Source organism: Micromonospora sp. NBRC 110038, assembly GCF_020884815.1.
Taxonomy (GTDB): domain Bacteria; phylum Actinomycetota; class Actinomycetes; order Mycobacteriales; family Micromonosporaceae; genus Micromonospora; species Micromonospora haikouensis.
Genome location: NZ_BBOL01000006.1, coordinates 394,195 through 417,597, shown reverse-complemented (window position 1 = coordinate 417,597; position 23,403 = coordinate 394,195). Strand labels below are relative to the sequence as shown.

The following is a 23,403-nucleotide window of genomic DNA, read 5'->3' as shown; positions in this document are numbered from 1 at the left end:
ATCGGTCACCCCGGCCCCGCCCCGCCCCCCACGTCGCGCCCACGCCGAACCCGCCCCACGCCACCCCGCCGGGTCGGACAATCCGCCCAATCGGGCGGTCGCGTGACGGGATGCCGGGCAGGTGGGGGTATCAACGGCGCGGGATACCCCCATGTCCCCGACCTGGAGTCGATCAACCGGGCGGGGGGACGCGCTGACCCGTCAGTGCTCAGGCCCGCCGCGCCAGGAGCCGCTGCGGTAGACCGTTCCCCGGTACTCCCCCGTGCCGCGTTCCGACCCGGCCGGCAGCACCTGATCGGCACCGGCGGACGGCCCCTGCGCAGACGCGCCGTCGGCGGACACACCGCCCAGGGACGGGCCATCGACGGACGGGGAGGCCGGGGCGTCCCGCCGCGCGGCGCGGGACCGGCGTACCCGGGTGACGACGAACCACGCGACCGCCAGCGCGGACACGGCGATGACCACGTTCTGGAACGTGCCGACGTAGGACTCGACCACGTGCCAGTTCTCGCCGAGCAGGTAGCCCGCCATGACGAAGACCGTGTTCCAGATGAGGCTGCCCAGCGTCGTGTACAGCAGGAACGTCAGGACCGGCATCCGCTCCACGCCGGCCGGGATCGAGATGAGACTGCGGAACACCGGGATCATCCGGCCGAAGAACACCGCCTTGACGCCGTGCCGGAGGAACCACGCCTCCGTGCGGTCGACGTCCTCGAGCTTGACCAGCGGCAGCTTGGCGGCGATGGCCCGCATCCGGTCCCGGCCCAGCATGGCGCCGATCCAGTAGAGCGCCAGCGCGCCGACCACCGAGCCGAGGGTGGTCCAGCCGATCGCCCCGACCAGGCTCATCCGTCCCTGGCTGGCGACGAATCCGGCCAGCGGCAGGATCACCTCGCTGGGGATGGGCGGGAAGAGGTTCTCCAGCGCGACCGCCAGCCCGGCGCCGGGGCCACCCAGCCGTTCGACCAGGCCCGTGACGAATCCGACCGGTCCGTCGGACCCGGGTTCGGGACCGGCGGCGACCGTACGAGGGAAGGGCAGGAGCGGCTGCGTGCTGATCATCCGACAACGTTAGTGACCGTTCCCGCCGGCTGCCACGCCCCGGGCCGGCGGGCCGGGGGCGGGCAAGGCGGGCAGCGGGCAGGCCGTACATCGTGGATGGTCCGTGTCGGTGCGGCCCGTCAGCCCGCCGCGTCGCCGCGCGCCCCCGGGAAGCCGGTGAGCAGCTCCCGCAGCCGGGCGGCGGTCTCCGCGCCGATCCGGTCGCGCTCGATCGCCTCGGCGATGTCCTCGCGCAGCTCCCGCAGGTGCTTGGCCCGGTCCTTGAGCTTGCCCCGGTTCAGCTCGGCGACCTCCTCGCGCAGCTCGTCGGCGGTCTTGCGGTCGATGTCGCCGCGCGCCTGCGCCTCGTCGACCAGGGCGGTGAACTCGGCGGCGAGCTGGCGCAACGTGACCGGCCGCGATCGTGCGGTCGTCGGCGGGGCGGCGGCCGACGGGGGCGGTTCGGCCTTGCGCCCGTCGGCGGGCGTGACGGTTGCGGGCGCCCCGGCCGGCGGGGCCGGGGCACCGTCGTCGAGGGCGAGCAGCGCGACCACGCCGACGAGCAGCGCCAACCCTGCGGCGACGAGGACGCCGAGCAGGCGGTTGCCCTGGCCCGGGCCGCGCGGCGCGCGCCGGACGGGCTCAGCCACCGGACGGGGCTCAGCCACCGGAACGGACGACCGCCCGGGGCGGGCGGGAGACGCCCACGGCCCCGCGCGATCGACCAGGGTCGGCGGGTGCTCCGGGAGCGGCGAGGCGGCGGGCCGGGTCGGGGCCGAGGCGGCAGGCCGGATTCCGGCCGGGGATTCGGCGGCCGGCGTCGCGCCGAGCCGGCGGGCCAGGTGGGCGGCGGTGGGTCGCCGGGCCGGGTCGGCGCTCAGACAGGCGAGGGTGAGCGCGGCGACGTCCGGGGGCAGCCCGGGGACGCGCAGCGGCGGGGCCTGCCGGCGCTGCGCGTGCGCCTCGATGGCGTCCTCCCAGGTCTGCACAGGCAGCGGGGCCCGGCCGGCGAGGGCGCGGTAGAGCAGGGCCCCGAGGGCGTACACGTCGCTGGCGGGGTTCGGCGGCCCGGGGTCGAACCGCTCGGGGGCGAAGTAGGCGGGGGTGCCCATCATCGGCTCGTCGCCCGGCCCGACGCGAGGCTGGTGCGGACCCGTGCGGGGCTGGTGCGGCCCGGCCGGGGCGGCGATGCCGAAGTCGAGCACCTTCGCGCCACTCTCGGTGAGCATGATGTTGGCGGGCTTGATGTCGCGGTGCACCACGCCGATGCGGTGCGCGGCGGCGAGCGCGGCGGCGACCTGACCGGCCAGCCGGACGGCGTCGGGCCAGGGCAGCGGGCCGGCGGCGAGCCGGTCGGCGAGGCTGCGCCCCTCGACCAGTTCCATCACCAGGTACGGCACCACCGTCCCGCCGCCGAGGACCGCCTCGCCGTAGTCGTACACCTGGGTGACGTGCGGGTGGGTGAGCCGGGCGGCGGCGCGGGCCTCGCGCTGCAGGGTGGCGCGCAGGTGCGGGTCGGCGGCGAGCTGGGCCGCGAGCGCCTTGACCGCGACGGGACGGTGCAGGACCTCGTCGTCGGCGCGCCACACCTCGGACATTCCGCCGAGGCCGATGCGCTCGCGCAGGACGTAGCGGTCGTGCAGCCGCAGGGTGGGCGTGAACGGCGACATGGTGGTCCAGTCTGCCTGCCGGCCGGCGCCGGGCACCAGTCGCGGTGGCCGGCGCCGGGGCCGGGCCGGTGGCGGTGGGTCAGGGCTTGCGGGCCACGGCCCCGTACATGCTGACGTCGACCACCGAGGGCCGGGGCTGCGGCTCCCGCTCGGCGCGCCACTGGGCGATCGAGGCGATGCCCGGGTCGACGAGCTCCAGCCCGGCGAAGAAGCCGGCGAACTCCTCCCGGCTGCGCAGGCTGATCACGTCGCGCGAGCTGCCGGTCCGCGTCGCCACCCTGGATTCCTGCGCCACCTGCTCGGGCAGGTGGTCGTAGGTGGCGTGCGAGGCGGCCAGGTAGCTGCCGGGGGGCAGCGCGTCCAGCAACCGACGGACCACCGCGTACGGGTCGTCGGGGTCGGGCAGGAAGTGCAGGATCGCGACCAGCATCAGCGCCACCGGCTGCCCCAGGTCGATGGTGCGGAGCAGGTCGGGGTGGCGCAGGATCTTCTCCGGGTCCCGCAGGTCGGCGTCGATGTAGGCGGTGGCGCCCTCGGGCGAGCTGGTCAGCAGCGCCCGGGCGTGGGCGAGCACGATGGGGTCGTTGTCGACGTACACCACCCGGGCCTGCGGGTCGGCGGCCTGGGCGACCTCGTGGGTGTTGTCGGCGGTGGGGATGCCGGTGCCGATGTCGAGGAACTGCCGGACGCCGGCCTCGCGGGCGAGGTAACCGACGGTTCGCTTGAGGAAGCGGCGGTTCTCCAGGGCGGCGGTGCGGATGGTCGGGAAGGCCGCGGCCATCGCGTCGCCGGAGTCCCGGTCGGCCTGGAAGTTGTCCTTGCCGCCCAGCAGGTAGTTGTAGCGGCGGGCGGGATGCGCCACCGAGGTGTCGATCCGGTCGCTGGGGTGGGCGGGACCGGTCGAGGTGCCGGGGGCATCGGTGGTCAAGGGGTGCCTCCATGGCTCTGCGCTGACCTGTTACGCCGGCGTCCGTCCACTGTCGCCGATGTCGACCATCGTAGAGGCAGCGCGCGCCGCCGCCCCGACCAGGGAACCCGCTATCCCGGGTAGAGCTCGTCGCGCAGCCGGGTGAGGAGTTCCGGGGTGCGCTCCGGGGGCTCGGCCTCGACGCAGAGCCGTTCCATGGCCGCCGCGTAGTAGTCGAGGTCCTCGCGCTTGTCGAGGTAGATCGCGCTGGTGAGCTGCTCGATGTAGACGATGTCGGGCAGGTCCTGGTCGCCGAAGCGCAGGATGGTGAACGCGCCGCCGGCCGCGGCGTGGCCGCCCGCGTCGAACGGGATGATCTGCAACCGCACGTGCGGCGCCCGGGTCGCCTCGATCAGGGCGGTGAGCTGGTCGCGCATGACCTGGGGGCCGCCGATCGGCCGGCGCAGCGCCGCCTCGTCCACGACGGCCCACAGTTGCGGCGGCCGCGGGCGACGGAGCAGCTCCTGGCGCTGCATGCGCAGGCCCACCCGGCGGTCGATCTCGTCCGCCCCGGCCCCACGGTGACCGAGCAGGACGACGGCCCGGGCGTACTCCGGGGTCTGGAGCAGGCCCGGCACGAACTGCACCTCGTAGCTGCGGATCAGCGCGGCGGCCGCCTCCAGGCCCAGGTAGGACTGGAACCACGACGGCAGCACGTCGCCGTAGCGGTGCCACCAGCCGGGGCTGTTGGCGTCGCGGGCGAGCTTGAGCAGGGCCTCCCGCTCGGTGGTGTCGGTGACCCCGTAGAGGCTGAGCAGGTCGGCGACGTCGCGCTCCTTGAAGCCGACCCGCCCGAGCTCCATCCGGCTGATCTTCGACTCGGAGGCCCGGATCTCCCAGCCGGCGCCCTCCCGGGTCACCCCGCTGGCCTCCCGCAGGCGGCGCAGCTGCGCGCCGAGCAGCATGCGCAGCACGGTTGGGCCGGTGGCCGGGCCACCTTCCGTGGGAACCATCGTCACGCGCCGACCTCCGCTTGCTGCCTTCGTCGCACCGGGCCCCACCCCGGCCGACGTGTAAGCATGCCATGGACCGACAGTGAGGTGAACCCGGCCGGTCGGCGTTTCGGTCCCGTTGACGGGACGCAGCCGAGGGGTGACCCAGGGTCAGCCGATCAGGTGGTCGAAGTCGCCGTCCCTGGCGCCGAGGACGAAGGCCGCGATCTCGTCGATCGTGTAGATCAGCGCCGGACCGTCGGGGTAGCGGGAGTTACGGACGGCGATGCCGGCGCCACCGGGAAGCTCGGCGAGCTCGACGCAGTTGCCGCTGGGATTGCTCCGTCGACTCTTCATCCAGGTCAACGGGGGGAGCTGTGCAGTGGGAACGCCGTTGCGGGGCTGCTGCATGGGGCATCTTTCTTGTCAAGAGCCTGCCGATGCCGCGGGAGGAGCGGTGTGCTGGCGAGGGGTCGGGGCTTACGACGGGATTTGCTGCACGTGCATCTGCTATTGCATCTGCACCGGACAGCGAGCATGATAGCCCAACGAGGGTGTACCTAGGTGTTCACTTTGGGTTACCTCACCTGGGGCTGCACCAGGGAAAACAGGAGTCCCCACGGGCACCTGGCCGGCACGGCCGGGCGCGTGGGCAGACGCGGTGAGGAGGGTTCGTGCCGGATCCGTTGACCATCGCGTCCGGCATCTCGGCCGCCGGAGCCCTGGTCTCCGCATGGCAACTGCGCCGCCGGGCCATGCTCGCCGAGGCGGAGATCGAGCACCTCCAGGCCGAGCTGGCCGCCGAACGGCACGCCGCCAGCCACGACCCGCTCACCGGGCTGCCCAACCGGCGCGCCTTCTTCCGGCTGGCCGCGACCCTGCTCACCGACACCGCCGGCCAGCCACTGATCGCCATCGTGCTCGACCTGGACGACTTCAAGCAGGTCAACGACCGCTACGGGCACGCCGCCGGGGACCAGGTGCTGGTCAGCGTGGCCGAACGGCTGGCCGCCTTCGCCGGGGACAACCTCGTGGCCCGCCTCGGCGGCGACGAGTTCGCGGGTCTGCTGGTCACCCCGACCGTCGACCGACGGTGGATCGAGCACGCCTCCCGCCGGCTCTGCGAGTCACTCGCCGCGCCGATCCCCCTCGGCGGCCTGAGCCTGCGGGTCACCGCCTCCGTCGGGCTCGCCCCGGTCACCTGCCCGACCCAGCTCACCGAGGCGCTCGACCGCGCCGACGCGGCGATGTACCGGGCGAAGAGCGTCGGCACCTCCCGCTCTGCCCGCCAGCTCGTCGACAGCGCGCGCCTCGCCGAGTGCTGACGCCCGGCCCCGGCACGCCCTCGCGCCCGGGACCGGCCGCCGGGGCTCAGCGCCAGCCGTAGCCGGCGCGCAGGGCCTGGCCGACCCGGTCGAAACGCGCCCGGTCCAGCACCGCGCCCTCGCGGCGGATGCTGTCCTCCCGCATGGTGAGGACGCGGTCGAGCCGCACCCAGCTGGGCCGGTTGTCCCGGTCCCAGGCGCCCGGGCCCAGCGCCAGCCAGTGCCGCTGGCCGTCCCGCTCGCCCTGGCTGGACAGCATCAGGCCGAACAGGGTCCGGCTGGACCGCCCGACCACCAGCACCGGGCGGTCCTTGCCCTGCCGGGGGTCGTCCTCGTAGGGGACCCACGTCCAGACGACCTCACCCGGGTCGGCCTGACCGTCGGGCTCCGGTGCGTAGCTGAGCTCCCGGCGCTGCAACGCGGAGACCTGCCGGCGCCGCGCCACCTGGGCCGGGATCGGACCGGGGGTACGCGTCGGCGCGGCCCCGCCGCGGGCCACCCGCCCCAGCCGGGACGCCACACTCCTCAACAGACCTGCCACGGCGGGCAGCCTAACCCGTCCCCCGGCCCGCCGCCCACCCACGGCGGGAGGAGACGCGGTGCAGCCACCGCCGGGCGAACGGGACCCCGCCGGGCACAGTAGGGGCATGACGACGAACCTCCACGCCCCGCTGGCCCGCTACGCCGCCCGGCTGCACGCCTCGGCCGGCGACCGGCACCACGTCGCGTCCCCGCTGGGCGCGTGGCTGCTGCTCGCCCTCTGCGCGTCGGCCGCTCCCGACGGCGACGCCGCCGGGCTCGACGGGGACGCCGCCGGGCTCGCCGACGCGCTGGGCATCGCACCGGCGCGGGCCGCCCGGATCGCCGCCGACCTGCTGGACGCGCCGCATCCCCTGGTGCCGTCGGCGACGGCCGTCTGGCACCGGCCCGACACGGAGACCGCCGGGCTGGACGCCTGGCGGGCCGCCCTCCCCCGCGCCACCGGAACCGGCCCGCTGCCGGACCAGGCCGGCCTCGACGCGTGGGCCCGCGAGCACAGCCTCGGGCTGGTCGAGCGGTTCCCGCTGACGCTCACCCCCCGGGTGGCGCTCGCCCTGGCCTCGGCCGTGGCCACCCGGATCTCCTGGGCCACCCCGTTCGACCTCGCCCCGGCCGGGGCGCTCGGCCCGGACAGCCCGTGGGCCGGGCGGCTGACCCGGGTGCTGCGCACCCCGGCGCACGGGCACCGCGCGTGGATCGCCGCGACACCGGAGGCCGGGGACGTCGCCGTGCACGTGGCGGCGGCGCAGCCGGCCGGGGACGGCACCGGCGGGCACGCGGCGGGCGGCGCGAACGGCGGCGGAACCGACACCGCCGGGGCGGGGCTGTCGGTGGTCTCGGTGGCCGCCGCCCCCGGGGTGGCCCCGGCCGACGTGCTCGCCGCCGCGTACCGGATCGCCGCCCACACCGACGCCGACGAGCCTGCCGGCCGGCGGTCACTGTTCGACCTGCCGCTGGGCGACACCCCGCTGTGGACGCTGCGCGAGGAGGCCGTGCGCACGTTCGCCCCCGACCGCCGGGAGCAGCGGCACACGGCGGCGCTGCCCTGCTGGTCGGCGCGCGACGAGCACGACCTGACCGGGATCGGGTTCGCCGCCGCCGGCCGGGTGCTCGCCCCGCTGGTGGGCGCGGGCGACGTGCGGGCCCGGCAGGCGGTCGCCGCCCGCTACAGCCGGTACGGGTTCGCCGCGGCGGCCGTCACCGGGATGTTCGCTCGGGTCAGCCTGCCCCCGCTCGGGGTGGCCCGCGTCGCGGAGCTGCGCTTCGGCCACCCGTACGCCGTGGTGGCCGTCGCCACCGACCGGCGCGGCGGCGGCACCGGCCCGTGGCACGGGGTGCCGGTCTTCTCCGGCTGGGTCGCCGAGCCCGACGACGTCGCCGACGCCGACCTGGCCGACCCGCCGGGGGCCTGAACGCGCGAGGGGCCTGCGGCGGTGGACCGCCGCAGGCCCCTCGGCCCGGGTGGTGGCCGGCCCACGGGCCGGCCGGGCGGGTCAGGCCGCCACGGGCACCTTCTCCTCCTGCCGCTGCGCGGCCCGGGCGGCGAGCCGCCGCTCGCGCTCCTGCGCGCCGATCAGGTCGTCGGGCAGCGAGTCCGGCACCTCCACGTCGAAGCGGCGCAGCAGCCGGATCGCGAAGCCGCCGAGGGTGACCAGCACCAGCGCCGCGCCGAAGCAGACGTACGCGAAGCCGATGCCCCGGCCCGGACCGGTGCCGATGACCGCGCCCACCGACCCGGCGAGCGACCCGCCCTCGGCGAGCATCGGCTCGAACAGGCCGGTGGCCGCCGGCGCGAGCAGCGCGAACCCGATGGGCAGCGTCGACCAGGAGATGGTCTGGTTGAGGCTGAACACCCGGCCGTGGTAGCGCTGCGGCACCTTCACCTGGACGATCGTCGCGTAGATCGACTGGGCGGTGGTCATGGACATGGCCAGCCAGAACGCCCCGACGCAGATGACCACCACGGAGGCGTCCAGGCCGATCACGACGCAGCCGAGCGCGGTGCCGAGGTTGCCGATCAGGACGCCGATCATCCGCCGGTGGCGGGGGCCGCCCCACAGCGACATCAGCACGCCGCCGGCCACCGCGCCGAGCGCCTCCGCCAGGGCCACCTGCGCCACCTGCGTCGCCGTGGCGAAGGAGAGCACCAGCGGGGTGGTCAGCACCAGCGCCGGGGCCAGGAAGATGTTGCCGATCGCGAAGTAGCCCAGCATGAGCCGGAAGCCTTGGTGCTGCCACGAGTAGCGCAGCCCGTTGGCGATCGCGACGAGCAGCCGTTCCCGGGGCCGCCAGCCGAGCAGGTCGGGGAAGCGGACCACCGCCAGGGTCGTCACCGCCACCACGTAGCTGGCCACGTCGATGAGCAGGATGCCCTTGAGCTCGATGGCGGCCAGCAGGCCGGCGGCGAAGACCGGCATCAACAGCATCGCGAAGCCGTTGGTGAGCTGGGTGACGCCCATCGCGTGGCCGAGGTAGCGCTTCGGCACGAGCTGCGGCACCGCCGACTGGAACGCGATGCGCTGGAACGACCCGGCGACCTGGCTGAGCGCCACCAGGGCGTAGATCATCCACAGCCGCAGGTTGTCCGTCCAGAGCAGGGCGGCCAGCACCAGCTGGATCGACCCGGCGGCGGAGCTGGCGATCATCATGATGCGACGGCGGCTGACCCGGTCGGTGATCGCGCCCGCGATGGGCAGCATCAGCACGCCGCAGATCAGCGCCAGCGCCCACAGCAGGCCCAGGTTCGCCACCGAGCCGGTCTGGGTGAACAGCCAGATCGGCAGGGCGAACGCGGTCAACGCCGAGCCGGTGGTGGAGACGAGCTGGCCGGCGGTGACCGCGACGAACCGGCCCATGCTCGGCTTGACCACGGCCCGCTCGGGGCTCCGGTCCGCGCCGACGCGCTGGTGGTCGGCGACGACCCAGCCGGCGTCCTCGCCCCGGGCCGCCGCCTCCAGGGCGGTCGTGTCGTCGGCGCGCACCGCCGGGTGCACCGACGTGACGATCTCCGCCAGCTCGTCGGCCCGGTACTTGAGGAAGAAGTGCCCCGCCTGGTCGAGCACGACCAGCCCGACGGTGTCGGTGAGGAACTGCCACTCGGCGTACCGCTCGGTGAAGTAGTCGGTCACCGGGTCCTCGGAGCCGACCACCGAGACGATCGGGGCGCGCAGCTTCGCCGCACCGGCGTCGAGCAGCCCGGTGAAGTACTCCTCGGAGGCGCGGGAGTCGGCCCGCATGTTGCTGATGATCCGGTCGGCCTGCTCCGGGTCCAGCTCGTCGGTGTCGACGCCCATCGACTTGAGCCAGCTCGCGTAGTGCTTGTTGCTGCGCAGCCGTTCGAGACGGTTGCGGGCGGCGGCGAAGAGGCCCTTCGGGCGGGCGAACGGGAACATCGCGCCGATGTAGAGCGCCTCCAGCTCCCGGCCGGCCGCCTCGACCTTGCGGGCCACCTCGGCGACGATGGCGCTGCCGACGCCGCAGTGGCCGTACAGGACGATCGGGCCGGAGATCCGCTCGACGATCTCGTCGGCGACCCGCCGGGTCAGCTCCTCGAACGGCAGGCCCTCCTCGCTGAGGCCCACGTCGTGGCCGGGGATCGCCAGCGAGTACAGGGCGTTGCCGGCGGGCAGGGCGTCGGCGAGGGGCTGGTAGACGATGGCGCTGCCGCCGCCGTAGGGGACGCAGACGTACGTGCGGACCCGCTTGCCCGCCGGGATCGGCTTGGTCAGCTCGTAGAGCAGCCGGCGCGGGCCGTCGTCGGCGGCGTCGCCGGTCATGAACGCGGCCAGCTCGCGGATGGTCCGCTGCTGGAACAGGTCCATCACGCCGACGGGCCGCCCGCCGTGCTCGGCCTTGCGGATCTTCGCGACGACCTGGGTGGCGAGCATCGAGTGCCCGCCCAGGTCGAAGAAGTCGTCGTCGATGCCGAGCGTGTCGACGCCCAGCACCTCCGACCAGATCCCGGCCAGCAGCCGCTCGGTGTCGTCGCGCGGCTCGACCAGCGCCACCGACGCCTCTCGGGTCACCACGGGCGCGGGCAGCGCCCGCCGGTCGAGCTTGCCGTTGGGGCTCAGCGGCAGCGCGTCGAGGGTGACGAACGCGGTCGGCACCATGTATTCGGGCAGCGTCTCCTTCAGCGCCGCCTTCAACGCGGCGTGCTCGGCGTCGCCCACCAGGTACGCGGTGAGCCGCTTGTCGCCCGGGGTGTCCTCGCGGACGATGACGGCCGCCTCGGTGACGCCCGGCTGCTCCCGCAGGGCGCTCTCGATCTCGCCCAGCTCGATGCGCAGGCCGCGCAGCTTCACCTGGTGGTCGATGCGGCCGAGGAACTCGATCACCCCGTGCGGGCCGTCGCCGGCCGCCACCCCGCCGCCGGCCGCGTCAGCGTTGCCGGCCGCGTCGCCGTTGCCGTTGCCGGCCGGGGAGACGACCCAGCGGGCCAGGTCGCCGGTGCGGTACAGCCGGGCCCCCGGCTCGCCGGAGAACGGGTCGGGCACGAACCGCTCGGCGGTCAGCGCCGGCCGGCGGTGGTAGCCCCGGGCCAGGCCGACGCCGCCGATGTGCAGCTCCCCCGCCACGCCGACCGGGCACTCGTTGCCGGCCGCGTCGAGCACGTGCAGCCGCAGGTTGGCGATCGGCCCGCCGATCGGCACGCCGGACAGCCCGGCGAGCGCCGCCGGGTCGCAGTGCCAGGCACTGACGTCGATGGCCGCCTCGGTGGGGCCGTACAGGTTGTGCAGCTCGCACCAGGGCAGCCGGGTGGTGAACTCCACCGCCGAGGCCAGCGGCAGCTCCTCGCCGGAGCAGATCACCCGACGCAGCCCGGTGGCCGCCTCGATGCCGTCCTCGCCGAGGAAGACCGTCAGCATCGACGGCACGAAGTGGGCGGTGGTGATCCGCTCGGCCACCAGCAGGTCCCGCAGGTAGCCGGCGTCCTTGTGGCCGCCGGGCTTCGCCAGCACCAACCGCGCGCCCTCGCGCAGCGGCCAGAAGAACTCCCACACCGACACGTCGAAGCTGGCGGGGGTCTTCTGCAGCACCGCGTCGTCGGCGGCGAGCCGGTAGGTCTCCTGCTTCCAGTGCAGCCGGTTGACGATGCCCCGGTGGGTGTTCGGCACGCCCTTGGGCCGGCCGGTGGAGCCGGAGGTGTAGATGACGTACGCGAGGTTGCCGGGCCCGGCCGTCGGCGCGGGGTCGGTGGTGGGCTGGTCGGCCCACGTCGCGGTGTCGTCGAGGGCGAGCACCGTCGCGCCGGTGTCGGGCAGCACGTCGCGCAGGTGCTCCTGCACCAGCACGACGGGCGCGGCCGCGTCGGTGACCATGAACGACAGCCGGTCGGCCGGGTACTCCGGGTCCAGCGGCAGGTACGCGCCGCCGGCCTTGAGCACGCCGAGCAGCCCGGCGACCAGCTCCACCGACCGCTCGGCGCACACGCCGACCAGGGTCTCCGGGCCGACGCCGGCCGCGCGCAGCCGGTGGGCGACGCGGTTCGCGGCGGCGTTCAGCCCGGCGTACGTGACCGAACGGCCCTCGAAGGTCAGCGCCACCGCGTCGGGGGTGGCGGCGGCCCGCGCCTCGAACGGCCCGTGCAGGGTCTGCTCCTGCGGGAACCCGGCCGCGGTGTCGTTCCAGGCGGCCAGCAGCTCCCGCTCGGCGGGGTCGACCATCGGCAGGGCCGAGACCGGGGTGTCCGGTGCGGCGACGACCGCCCGCAGCAGGGTGGTCCACCGGCGGGCGATCCGCTCGACGGTGGCCCGGGTGAACAGGTCGGTGTTGAAGACGAGCTTGCCCCAGAGCCCCTCGGTGGTCTCCACGGCGTGCAGCTCGAAGTCGAACCGGGTGGCCCGCAGCTCCATCGGCGTCCACTCGAAGCGGACGTCGGCGGCGTCGGAGACCCCGGTGAACCGGCCCATCTCGTAGTTCTGCAACACGAACATGGCCTGGAACACCGGGGACCGGCTCACGTCGCGGGGCAGGCCCAGCTCGTGCACGACCTTGGCGAACGGCACGTCGGCGTGCTCGAAGCCGTCCAGCACGCCGCGCCGGGTGCGCTCCAGCAGCTCGGTGAACGTCGGGTCGCCGGCCAGTTCGGCGCGCAGCGGCAGCATGTTGATGAACATGCCGACGACGTTCTCCAGCTCGGGGACGGACCGGCCGGCCACGGACGCGCCGACGGCGAAGTCCTCCTGCCCGGCGTGCCGGGACAGCAGCACCTGGTAGGCGGCGAGCAGCGTCATGAACAGCGTCGCGCCGGACGTGCGGGTGAGCGCGTTGAGCCGCTCGGTCTCGGCCGGGTCGAGCTGGAACTCGACGAAGTCGCCCCGGTAGGTCTGGGTGGCCGGGCGCGGCGCGTCCAGCGGCAGCTCCAGCGGGGTGATCCCGGCCAGCCGGGACTTCCACCAGTCCAGGTGCCCCCGGGCCGCCGGGCCGTCCAGCTCCTTGCCCTCCCACACGGCGAAGTCGCCGTACTGCACGGGCAGGGCGGGCGGCTCGCCGCCGTGGTAGAGGGTGATCAGGTCGCGCAGCAGCACGTCCACCGACCAGCCGTCGCCGACGATGTGGTGCTTGCTCAGGAACAGCACGTGGTCATCGGGGGCGAGGCGGATCAGCAGGGCGCGCAGCAGCGGCCCGGTGGCCAGGTCGAACGGCTCCGCCGACGCGGCCTCCACCAGCGCCTGCGCGGCGTCGGCGTCGGCCGCCTCCGTCACCGTCAGCGGCACCTCGACGGACTCCTCGACCACCACCGTGGGGCGGCCGTCGGCGTCGGCGGGGAACCGGGTGCGCAGCGACTCGTGCCGCGCGGTCAGGGCGGCCAGCGCGCCGCGCAGGGCCGCGACGTCGAGCGGTCCGCGCACCCGCAGCGGCACCGCGATGTGGTACGCCGCCTCGCCCGGGGCGATCTGGTCCATGAACCAGACCCGCTCCTGGGCGTACGACAGCGGCACCGGCGTGCCGGGGGGCCGGGGGGTGATCCGGGCGGCGGGGGCGGCGGTCCGCTTGCGCAGGCGCTTGGCGATCAGCGCCTGCCGGGCCGCCTCCCGGGCCGGATCCTTCAGGTCGGTCATGCGGTGGGTCCCTCTTCCGTCGCCAGCAGCTCGGCGACCTCGGCGTCGGAGAGCTCGTCGAGTTCCGCGGCGATCAGCTTCTCGATCTGGGCGGCCAGGTCGGCCACCACCGGGCTGCCGAACAGCGCCCGCATGGGCAGGTCCACGTCCACCTCGGCCCGGATGCGGGCCATCGCCCGCATGCCGCGCAGCGAGTTGCCGCCGAGGGCGAAGAAGTCGTCGGCCGCGCCGACCTTCTCCACGCCGAGGATGTCCGCGTACACCTCGGCCACCAGGGCCTCGGCGTCGGTGCGCGGGGCGACGTACGCGTCGTCGACCGCCGCCGGGGCGGCCGGGGCGGGCAGCGCGGCCCGGTCCAGCTTGCCGTTGGGGGTCAGCGGCAGCGCGTCGAGCGTGACGAACGCGGCCGGCACCAGGTGCGCGGGCAGCTCCCGGGCCAGGTCGGCCGCCAGCGTCGCCGGGTCGGCGTCGCCGACGAGGTAGCCGACCAGCGCCGGCTCGCCGGAGTCGGCGCGCACGGCCGCCGCCGCCGCCCGCACGCCCGGCCGGGCCAGCAGGGCCGACTCGACCTCGCCCAGCTCGATGCGCATCCCGCGCACCTTCACCTGGTCGTCGCGGCGGCCCAGGTACTCCAGCGTCCCGTCGGCCCGCCAGCGGGCCAGGTCGCCGGTGCGGTACATGCGCTGCCCCGGCGGCCCGTACGGGCAGGGCAGGAACCGCTCGGCGGTCAGGCCGGGGCGGCGCAGATAGCCGCGGGCGAGCTGGTCGCCGGCCACGTACAGCTCGCCGGCCACGCCCGGGGGCACCGGGTGCAGCGCGGCGTCGAGCAGCAGCGCCCGGGTGTTCCAGGTGGGCGTGCCGATCGGCACCGCCCCGGCGGCCAGCTCCTGCCCGGGTGCGATGCGGGCGGCGACGCAGCCGACGGTGGCCTCGGTCGGGCCGTACTCGTTGGTGACGGCCACGCCCGGGTGGGCGGCCCGCCAGGCGGCGAGCTGTTCGCCGGTGAGCGCCTCGCCGCCGATGACCAGGTCCGCCGTCGGGGACAGGGCGTCGTCGAGCAGCGGCAGGTGGCTCGGGGTGACCTTCAGGAACGCCGGCTTCCCGCCCGCGCGGGCGGCCGGCTCGTCGATCGCGGCGAGCCGGACGGTGCCGCCGGCGGTCAGCGGGCCGAGCAGCCCGGTGACGGTCAGGTCGAACGACACCGGCGAGTGCAGCAGCGCCGTGCCGGCCAGCCCCGGGTAGGCGTCCCGGGCCCAGGCCAGGTAGGCCGCCACCGCCCGGTGCTCCACCACGACGCCCTTGGGGCGGCCGGTGGAGCCGGAGGTGTAGAGCACGTACGCCGGGTGTTCGGGGCGCAGCGGGGCGACCCGGTCGGCGTCGGTCAGGTCGGCCGCGTCGAGGTCGGCGGCGGTGCCCGGGTCGAGCACCAGCGCGTCGCCGGGCACCAGGGCCGCCGTGTCGGCGGCGGCGAGCACCAGCGCCGGCTCGGCGTCGTCGAGGAGATAGGCGATCCGGGCCGCCGGGTAGCCGGTGTCGACCGGCACGTACGCGGCCCCGGACTTGAGCACCGCGAGGACGGCCACCAGCAGGTCGGCCGAGCGGGGCAGGGCCAGCGCGACCCGGGTCTCCGGGCCGGCCCCGCGCGCCACCAGCAGCCGGGCCAGCCGGTTCGCGGCGGCGTTCAGCTCGGCGTACGTCAGCTCGACGCCGTCGCAGACCAGGGCGGTGGCGTGCGGGGTGGCGGCGGCCTGCCGCTGCACCGCGTCGACGACGGTGCCGGCCGGCCGGGCGTGGTCGGTGGCGTTCCAGGCGTCGAGGACCAGTCGCCGCTCGGCGTCGTCGAGCAGGGGCAGCTCGCTGACCCGCCGGCCGGGGTCGGCGACGGCGGCGGCGAGCAGCCGCACGTAGCGGGCGACGACCGCCTCGGCGGTGGCCCGGTCGAACAGGTCGGTGCGGTAGACCAGCCGGCTCTCCCCCGCGGTGACGTCGAAGGCCAGGTCGTCCTTCGTGGTGCCCAGCGGCACCGGGTCCAGGCCGGAGTCGGGGATGAAGTTCAGCGCGGTCTGGAAGATCGGCTGCACCGACGGGTCCCGCTGCGGGGCGACCGCTTCGACGATCTTCTGGAACGGGGTCTGCCCGTGCTCCATCGCGTCGAGCAGGCCGCCCTTGACCCGGCCGAGCAGTTCGGCGACGGTGGGGTCGCCGGTCAGGTCGCAGCGCAGCGCCACCGGGTTGACGAACATGCCGATCAGCGGGGCCACCTCGGCGGTGTCCCGGCCGGCGGTGGAGACGCCCACGACCACGGTGTCGTCGCCGGAGATCCGCGACAGCAGCGCGGCGAACCCGGTCAGCAGCACCATGTACGGGGTGGCCGCCGACGCGGTGGCGAGGGCGCCGACGGCGTCGAGCAGCCCGTCGGGCAGGTCGAAGCGGACCTCGTCGCCCGCGAAGCCGAGCTGGGCCGGGCGGGGCCGGTCCAGCGGCAGGCCGGTCACGGCGGGGGCGCCGGCCAGGTACGCCTTCCAGAAGTCGAGCTGCCGGTCCAGCTCCGGGCCGGCGAGCTGGTCGCGCTGCCAGGCGGCGAAGTCGGCGTACTGGATGGGCAGCTCGGGCACGGCGGCGGGCGCGCCGGTCAGCGCGGCCGTGGTGAACGCGGACAGCTCGGTGGTGAACAGCACCGCCGAGTGGGCGTCGAAGACGGCGTGGTGCACCACGAACTGCACCGACCACGCCTCGTTGACCTTGACCAGCCGGGCCCGCCACAGCGGCGGAACGTCCAGCGGGATCGGGGTGCGCGCCAGCTCCTCGCGGATCGCGTGGTAGCGGGCGAGCCGCTCGGCCTCGGGCAGGCCCGACAGGTCCTCGGCCGGCAGGCGGACCGGCTCGTGCTCGCGGACCACCTGCACCAGCGTCCCGTCGTCGGAGCGCAGGTGGGTGCGCAGCGCCTCGTGCCGGGCGACGACCTGGTTGAACACCTCGGTCACGGCGTCGGCGTCCAGCTCGGGCGGGAAGGGCCACGGGTTGGACACGTTGTAGACCGGCGAGCCGGGGTCGAGCTGGTTGGCCAGCCACACCCGCTCCTGGGCGAAGGAGGCGGGGAAGGTCCACTCCCGCGTCATGAGGCTGCCTCGCGTACGGAGCGGGGGCGCATGTCGGTCCAGACGGTGTCGATGTGGGCGAGGCACTCGGAGCGCGTGCCGGCGAAGCCGGTGTCGTGCCAGCCCGCGGGGAGCTCCCGGTCGGCCGACCAGATCGAGTACTGCTCCTCGTCGTTGCGCACGACCAGGAATCGGGTTTCGGCCATCAGTTGTCTCCAGTGCTCTCGGGGGTGTGCGGCTCGGCCATCGCGACTGCGATCTTGCGGGGGCCGGTGAACGGCTCCCGGGCGTGCGCGGCCGTCATGTTGTCGACCACCAGCACGTCGTCGCGCTGGTAGTCGAAGCGGACGCTGGCGGCCCGGTACGCGGCCCGCAGGTGGTCCAGCACGTCGGCGGGAATCTCGCCGCCGTCGCCGTAGTAGGTGTTCGACGGCAGCCCGTCGGGGCCGAACATCGCCAGCAGCCCCTCCTGGTATTCCTGCGGCAGGGTGCTCAGGTGGAAGAACGTGGCGTGGTTGAACCAGCGCGGGGTGTCCGAGCCGGGCCGGTAGTGCACCGGTTCGCGCACGGCGCGGGTGCGCAGCCCGTCCGCGCCCACCCACTCCAGGCTGATCCGGTTCGCCGCCGCGTACGCCTCGACCTCGGCGCGGTCGTCGGTGTTGAACACGTCCTGCCAGCGGGTGCCGAAGTCGGCGTGGAAGTTGCGCACCAGCATCCACCGGCGGCGCACGAACTCCTCCCGCACGGCCGGGTCGATCAGCTCGTACACCCGGCGCACGTCCGCCAGGGGCGTCGCGCCGAGGGTGTCCGGCGGCGTGACGCACCAGAAGAACAGCGTCAACGGCCAGCGCGCCTGGTACGAGTTCTCGTTGTGCAGGAAGATCTCCTCGTCCGGCGGGTAGTCGGTCGAGGTGTAGACCCGGCCCTTGATGGCGTGCCGGGGCGAGGACCGCTCGGTGTAGACCAGCGGCTCCCCGGCCAGCGCCCGCACCACCGCGTCGAAGCCGTCGACGCCGCCGACGTCGAAGCCGCGGAACAGCAGCCCGCCGTGGTCGACGAGGGCGGCCCGCAGCTCGGCGCGGCGCTCGCCGATCAGGTCGGTCAGTGCCCGGCCGTCGTTTTCGACGACCACCGGCAGCGTGGCGATCGTGTCGCTCATTGCTCTGTACTCCCTTGCTTGCTCGAAGCCACGACTTCTGGTGCTTCCTCGGTGCTCACGCGCGGGACCGCTTCCTCGGTGCTCACGCGCGGGGCAGCCGCGGGATGCTCGGGGTCGGGGCCGGGGCCGGGGGCTCGTCGGCGGCGGACGCCTCGGCGCGCAGCTCCTCGATGCGGGCGGCGAGCCCGGCGACGGTGGGCGTCTCGAAGAGGCTGCGCATCGGCAGCCGCACCCCGGTCGCCTTGCGCATCGACGCGATGAGCTGCACCGCGACGAGGGAGTTGCCGCCGAGGGCGAAGAAGTCGTCGTCCACGCCGACGACCGGCACGCCGAGGCCGTCGCGCCACACCTGGGCGATGGTGGCCTCCAGCTCGGTGCGCGGCGCGGCCGACGCGCCGGCCTCCACAGTGGCGGCGGACACCGCCGGGTCGGCCTCCGACTCCAGGCTCCCGGTGGTGACCCGGGCGGCGCGGGCCCGGATGTCGGCCACCGACCGGGTGGTGATCACCACCTGGGCGCCGAGGCCGGCGGTGAGGCTGCGGCGGAACGCCTCCGCGCCGTCGACCGGGCGGATGTCCTCGCTGGGCGCACCCGCCGCAGGGCCGTCGGCGTCGGCTGGCGTGCCGTCGGCGGCGAGCCCGCCGGTGACCGCCGACGCGTCCACCCGGCGCAGCACGAAGTCGCTGATCGAGACCAGCTCCCGCCCGTCCGGGTCGGTGAGGGTCAGGTCGGCGGAGACGACCTCGTCGGTGCCGCCGTCGCGGTGGCGCAGGTGGCTGTGGAACCGCCCGGGCAGCGGCCCGCGCACCACGATCCGCCCGTACGACAGCGGCAGGTAGGTGCCGGAGCCCTGCCCCCGGCCGAACGCGGTGGCCACGTCCAGCAGGGCCGGGTGCAGGCCCCACGCGCCGAGGTCGGCGGCGGCCTCGGCGGGTGCGGTCACCAGCGCCAGCTCCTCGCCGTCGGCGAGGTGGTGCGCGGTCAGCGACCGCCAGCGCGGCCCGAAGGTGAGCATGCTGGTGCGGCCCCGGCCGAACGACGCGTCGTCGTCGACCCGGCGGGAGCGGGCGGCCACCGCCGCCACGTCGGCCGCCGCCGGGGCGGGCTCGGTGGTCCAGCCGGCCGCGCCGCGCACGTGGGTGCGCAGCACCCCGGCGGCGAGGCTCTGCACCACGAACTCCGTGGCCCCGTCCTCGGCGGGGGTGAGCGCCACCCGGTACTGGGCGATCGTGCCGTCGGGCACCGAGAACGGCTCCAGGAACACCACGTCGCGCAGCTCCACCGCCGCGTCGGGGCCGGGGGCCGCGACGGCGGCGACCACGGCGGCACGCACCGACTCCAGGTGGGCGGTGCCCGGCACCACCGGCACCCCGCCGATGCGGTGCTCGTCGAGCAGCCAGTGGGTCGTGGCGGAGACCAGCCCGTGCAGCACCGTGCCCTCTGGGCCGGTCACCCGCGTGGTGAGCACCGGGTGGTCGACCGTGGCGGTGACGGCGTCCCGGGTCACCGCCCGGAACCCGGCCGGCGCGGTGCTCTCCGCCGCCATGCCGACCTCGGCCCAGCCGCCCCAGTTCTGCGACACCACCGGCGCGGCCCAGCCGGCCCCGGCGCGGGCGTGCGCGTCGAGGAAGTTGTTGGCCGCGCAGTAGTCGACCTGGCCGAAGCCGCCGATCACGGCGGTGATCGAGGAGCAGAGCACCACGAAGTCCAGCGGCAGGTCGCCGAAGACCTGGGCCAGGGCGAGGGTGCCGGCGAGCTTCGGGGCGAGCACCCGGTCGGCCTCGGCGCGGTCCTTCACCTCGGCCATGCCGCCGCCGGGCAGGCCGGCGGCGTGCACGATCCCGTCGATCCCGCCGAACTCGGCCTCGGCGGCGGCCCGCACCCGGCGCAGGTCGGCCGGGTCGGTGACGTCGGCGGCGAGGACCAGCACCGACGCGCCGGCGGCCTCCATCCGGCGGATCGCGGCGATGGCCCGGCCCGCCCGGTCGTCCGCGCCGTGCACTGCGAGGTGGTCGTCCCACCGCTCGCGCGGCGGCAGGCCCGAGCGGGCCAACAGCACCAGCTTCGCCTTCACGCGGGCGGCGAAGTCCTCGGCGAGGGTGATGCCGATGCCGCCGAGGCCGCCGGTGATGACGTACCGGCCGCCGTCGCGCAGCGCGCCCGGCTCGGCCTCGGCGTCGACCGTCACCTGCTCGTAGCCGGTGACCCAGCGGCGGGACCCGCGCAGCGCCACCTCCGGGTGCGCCGGGTCGACCGGGCGGCGCAGCTCGGCGACCAGGGCGTCCGCGTCGGGCGCGGTGGGGTCGGCGTCGAGCAGCCGCACCGTCAGCCCGGGCAGCTCGACCGGCAGCACCCGGGCCAGGCCGGCGAGCGTGGCGTGCTCGGGGCGGGTCAGGTCCGCGCCGGTCACGTCGCCGATGCCGGCGGTCACCAGGTCCAGGGCCAGCGGGCGCTCGTCGCCGGTGCGGCCGGCCCCGGCGAGGGCCTGCACCAGGTGCAGGGCGCTGAAGAAGCCCCGGTCCTGGGCGGCGAGAGTGGCGGCGATGTCGGTGCCGGTGGGCTCGCCGTCGAGGGCGAGGGCGTGCACCAGCCGCGCCGGCAGGTCGTCGCCGAGGGCGGCGACCAGCGCGTCGAAGTCCTCCCGCGCGGCGGGGCGCAGCGTGAAGCCGCGCGCCCCCGCACCGGCCGCGTCGGTGACGGCGGCGAACGCGTCGCCGGGGCGTACCACGAGGGTGTCGGCGCCCGCGGCGCGCAGGCCGGCGACGAGCGCCTCCCCGCGCGGGCCGTCGGCCAGCACCAGGCACCGGCCGAGCGGCGCGGTGGCCGGCGCGGGCGCGGCCTGCCGCCACACCGGCACGGCGAACCACTCCGGCAGCGGCCGCGGGCCCGTCTCGGCCGGCGCAGCGGCGACCGCCTCCACCGGGTCCGGGTCGACCCAGTAGCGGCGGCGCTCGAACGGGTACGTCGGCAGCGGCACCCGCCGGGCCGCCGGGTCGGAGCCGGTGCGCACGGGCAGGCCGGCGCACCACAGCGCCCCGGCGGTGGCCAGCAGCGTCGCCAGGTCGCCGGCCGGCTCCCCCGGGCCCGGGAGGCTGCCCAGCGGCACCAGGGCCCGCTGCTGCGCCGAGCCCTTGGCGACCTGCATCCGGGCCAGGTTGGCCAGCTGCCGGCCAGGGCCGCACTCCACCAGGGCCCAGGTGCCCTCGGCGAGCAGGGCGGCCACCGCGTCGCCGAAGCGCACCGGCTGGCGCAGGTGCGCCGCCCAGTACGCCGGGTCGGTGGCCTGCGCGTCGGTGATCCAGGTGCCGGAGACGTTCGACACGAACGGGATGCGCGGCGCGCGCAGCGCCACGGTGGCCATCAGCGCGGTGAACTCGGCGAGGATCGGCTCCATCATCGGCGAGTGGAACGCGTGCGAGGTGCGCAGCGCCTTGCTCTTGACCTTGCGGGTGGCCTTCAGCGTCTCGGCGAACGCGGCCACCGCGTCGGCCTCGCCGGCCACCACGCAGGTGCCCGGCCCGTTGACCGTGGCGATCGACACGCCCTCGGGCAGCAGCCCGGCGACCACCGACTCGTCCAGCGGCACAGCCAGCATCGACCCGGCCGGCAGGGACTGCATGAGCCGGCCCCGGGCGGCCACCACCTTCAGCGCGTCGGGCAGGTCCAGCACCCCGGCGACGGTCGCGGCGACGTACTCGCCGATGGAGTGCCCGACCATCGCCGCCGGCCGCACGCCGAAGCGCTGCCAGGCGACGGCCAGGGCGTATTCCACGACGAACAGGGCGGGCTGGGTGTAGCGGGTCTGCGCCAGCAGCTCGGCCGCCTCCGGGTGCCGGCCGAGGATCAGCTCCCGCAGGTCCAGGCCCAGCTCGGCGCGGAGCAGCTCGGCGCACTCGTCGACCACGGAGGCGTAGGCGGGCTCCTCGGCGTAGAGCTGCGCGCCCATGCCGGCGAACTGGGAACCCTGGCCGGAGAAGAGGAAGCCCACCTTCGGGGCGGGCCCGTCGGTCACCCCGCGCACCGCGCGCCGGGGGTTGCGCAGCGCGGCGACCGCGTCGGGCAGGTCGGTGGCGGCCACGGCGAGGCGGTGGGCGTACTGCTGGCGGCCCACCCGCAGGGTGTGCGCGACGTCGGCGAGGTGCGCGGCCCCGCCGTCGGGGTTGCCGGCGAGGTGCTCGGCGAGCCGGTCCACGGCGGCGTCCAGGGCGGTGGCGGTCTTCGCCGAGACGTGCAGCAGCTGCGCCGGGCGCACCCGCCGGTCGGCCCGGTGCGCCGGGGGCGCCTCCTCCAGCACCACGTGGGCGTTGGTGCCGCCGATGCCGAAGGAGCTGACCCCGGCGCGGCGCGGCGCGGCGTCGGTGTCCCACTTGGTGAGGGTGTTCGCCACGTAGAACGGGGTGTCGGCGAACTCGATCGCCGGGTTCGGGGTCTCGTAGTTGATCGTCGGCGGGATCAGCCCGTGCTCCATCGCCAGCACCGTCTTGATCACGCTGACGATGCCGGAGGGCTGGCTGAGGTGGCCGATGTTGGACTTGACCGAGCCGATGCCGCACCAGCCCCGGTCGTCGGTGTCCTTCGTGTAGACCGCCGACAGGGCGGCCACCTCGATCGGGTCGCCCATCGCGGTGCCGGTGCCGTGCGCCTCGACGTAGCTGATGGTGCGCGGGTCGATCCCGGCCATCCCGACGGCCTGGGCGACGGCCTCCATCTGCCCGTCCACGCTGGGCGCGGTGAAGCCGACCTTGCCCGCCCCGTCGTTGTTGATGGCGTTGCCGAGCACCACGGCGCGGATGTGGTCGCCGTCGGCGATCGCGTCGGAGAGCCGCTTGAGCAGCGTCACCCCCACGCCGCTGCCCCACACGGTGCCGTTCGCGGCGGCGTCGAACGGCCGGCACCGCCCGTCGGGCGAGGTGAAGCCGTCCATGCCGAGGTAGCCGGCCTGCGGCAGCTCGATGTTGACGCCGCCGGCCAGGGCCATGTCGCACTCGCCGTTGCGCAGCGCCTCGCACGCCAGGTGGAACGCGACCAGCGAGGTGGAGCAGGCGGTGTGCACGGTCAGGCTCGGCCCCCGCAGGTCCAGCCGGTACGACACGTTCGTCGCCACGTAGTTCGGCGAGTTGCTGGTGGCGATGGAGACGGCGCTGTGCGGGTTGCCGCCGACCTTCCTGTTGCGCAGCACGTTGCGGTTGAGGTACGACGCCGCGCCGGTGCCCGCGTACACGCCGACGGCCCCGTCGTAGCGGGCCGGGTCGTAGCCGGCGTCCTGCAGGGCCGTGTAGCAGGTCTCCAGGAACAGCCGGTGCTGCGGGTCGGTGACCTCGGCCTCCCGGGCGGTCATCCCGAACAGGCCGGCGTCGAACTCGTCGTAGCCGTCGACGAGGGGGGCGCGGCTGACCCAGCCCGGGTCGTCGACCTCCTCGGGCGGCACGCCCCGGGCGATCTGCTCCTCGCGGGTCAGCTCGGTCACCGACTCCACGCCGTCGACCAGGTTGCGCCAGAACTCGTGCACGTCGGCCGCGCCGGGCAGCCGGGCGGCCAACCCGACGATCGCGATCGGCTCGATGCCGTCGTCGGCGGGGTGGTCGGTGTCGATCGCGTTGTCCATCA

At 75.3% G+C, this 23,403-nt stretch carries 13 protein-coding genes; 2 read left to right on the top strand and 11 right to left on the bottom strand.

The features are described from left to right. Nucleotides 1-201 precede the first annotated feature (201 nt). From LPU61_RS22885 to LPU61_RS22865, 5 genes are all read right to left on the bottom strand, one after another. Entirely contained in the window at nucleotides 202-1,062 is an 861-nt protein-coding gene (locus LPU61_RS22885; RefSeq protein ID WP_229406064.1) for a DedA family protein, read from the bottom strand. A 119-nt stretch (nucleotides 1,063-1,181) separates the two neighbouring features. Continuing rightward, nucleotides 1,182-2,711, bottom strand: coding sequence for a serine/threonine-protein kinase (locus LPU61_RS22880; RefSeq protein WP_229406063.1), 1,530 nt, complete (start codon nucleotides 2,709-2,711; stop codon nucleotides 1,182-1,184). A 79-nt stretch (nucleotides 2,712-2,790) separates the two neighbouring features. After that, nucleotides 2,791-3,639 carry an SAM-dependent methyltransferase gene (locus tag LPU61_RS22875; RefSeq protein ID WP_043968621.1) on the bottom strand — a complete coding sequence of 283 codons (849 nt, stop codon included), beginning with the start codon at nucleotides 3,637-3,639 and terminating at the stop codon, nucleotides 2,791-2,793. Nucleotides 3,640-3,749: 110 nt separating this feature from the next. Further along, nucleotides 3,750-4,583 (bottom strand): helix-turn-helix transcriptional regulator, encoded by an 834-nt coding sequence (locus LPU61_RS22870; protein WP_043969518.1) that lies wholly within the window; start codon nucleotides 4,581-4,583, stop codon nucleotides 3,750-3,752. A gap of 198 nt (nucleotides 4,584-4,781) precedes the next feature. After that, nucleotides 4,782-5,021, bottom strand: coding sequence for a DUF397 domain-containing protein (locus LPU61_RS22865; RefSeq protein ID WP_043968620.1), 240 nt, complete (start codon nucleotides 5,019-5,021; stop codon nucleotides 4,782-4,784). A gap of 263 nt (nucleotides 5,022-5,284) precedes the next feature. Here LPU61_RS22865 and LPU61_RS22860 point away from each other — a divergent pair, with 263 nt between their 5' ends. Continuing rightward, nucleotides 5,285-5,935 carry a GGDEF domain-containing protein gene (locus LPU61_RS22860; RefSeq protein ID WP_043968618.1) on the top strand — a complete coding sequence of 217 codons (651 nt, stop codon included), beginning with the start codon at nucleotides 5,285-5,287 and terminating at the stop codon, nucleotides 5,933-5,935. Nucleotides 5,936-5,981: 46 nt separating this feature from the next. Here the strand turns inward: LPU61_RS22860 and LPU61_RS22855 are convergent, their stop codons facing one another. After that, nucleotides 5,982-6,476 (bottom strand): type II toxin-antitoxin system PemK/MazF family toxin, encoded by a 495-nt coding sequence (locus LPU61_RS22855; protein ID WP_043968616.1) that lies wholly within the window; start codon nucleotides 6,474-6,476, stop codon nucleotides 5,982-5,984. Between the two features lie 106 nt (nucleotides 6,477-6,582). Here LPU61_RS22855 and LPU61_RS22850 point away from each other — a divergent pair, with 106 nt between their 5' ends. Next, on the top strand, nucleotides 6,583-7,887 hold the full coding sequence (locus tag LPU61_RS22850; protein ID WP_229406062.1) for a hypothetical protein: 1,305 nt from the start codon (nucleotides 6,583-6,585) through the stop codon (nucleotides 7,885-7,887). Between the two features lie 81 nt (nucleotides 7,888-7,968). Here LPU61_RS22850 and LPU61_RS22845 read toward each other — a convergent pair whose 3' ends face one another. The 5 genes from LPU61_RS22845 to LPU61_RS31650 form a co-directional block, all read right to left on the bottom strand. Next, nucleotides 7,969-13,539, bottom strand: coding sequence for a non-ribosomal peptide synthetase/MFS transporter (locus tag LPU61_RS22845; protein WP_229406061.1), 5,571 nt, complete (start codon nucleotides 13,537-13,539; stop codon nucleotides 7,969-7,971). After that, nucleotides 13,536-16,658: a non-ribosomal peptide synthetase gene (locus tag LPU61_RS22840; RefSeq protein ID WP_229406060.1), complete on the bottom strand. Its 3,123-nt coding sequence runs from the start codon at nucleotides 16,656-16,658 to the stop codon at nucleotides 13,536-13,538. The genes LPU61_RS22845 and LPU61_RS22840 overlap by 4 nt, the downstream gene beginning before the upstream one ends. Beyond that, a complete protein-coding gene (locus tag LPU61_RS22835) occupies nucleotides 16,655-16,843 on the bottom strand; it encodes an MbtH family protein (protein WP_043968608.1) in 189 nt (62 codons plus the stop codon). The genes LPU61_RS22840 and LPU61_RS22835 overlap by 4 nt, the downstream gene beginning before the upstream one ends. Further along, nucleotides 16,843-17,796 carry a TauD/TfdA family dioxygenase gene (locus LPU61_RS22830; protein ID WP_077939858.1) on the bottom strand — a complete coding sequence of 318 codons (954 nt, stop codon included), beginning with the start codon at nucleotides 17,794-17,796 and terminating at the stop codon, nucleotides 16,843-16,845. Before LPU61_RS22830 ends, LPU61_RS22835 begins: the two co-directional genes overlap by 1 nt. An 82-nt stretch (nucleotides 17,797-17,878) precedes the next feature. Then, nucleotides 17,879-23,401 (bottom strand): type I polyketide synthase, encoded by a 5,523-nt coding sequence (locus tag LPU61_RS31650; RefSeq protein WP_305071981.1) that lies wholly within the window; start codon nucleotides 23,399-23,401, stop codon nucleotides 17,879-17,881. Nucleotides 23,402-23,403 lie beyond the last annotated feature (2 nt).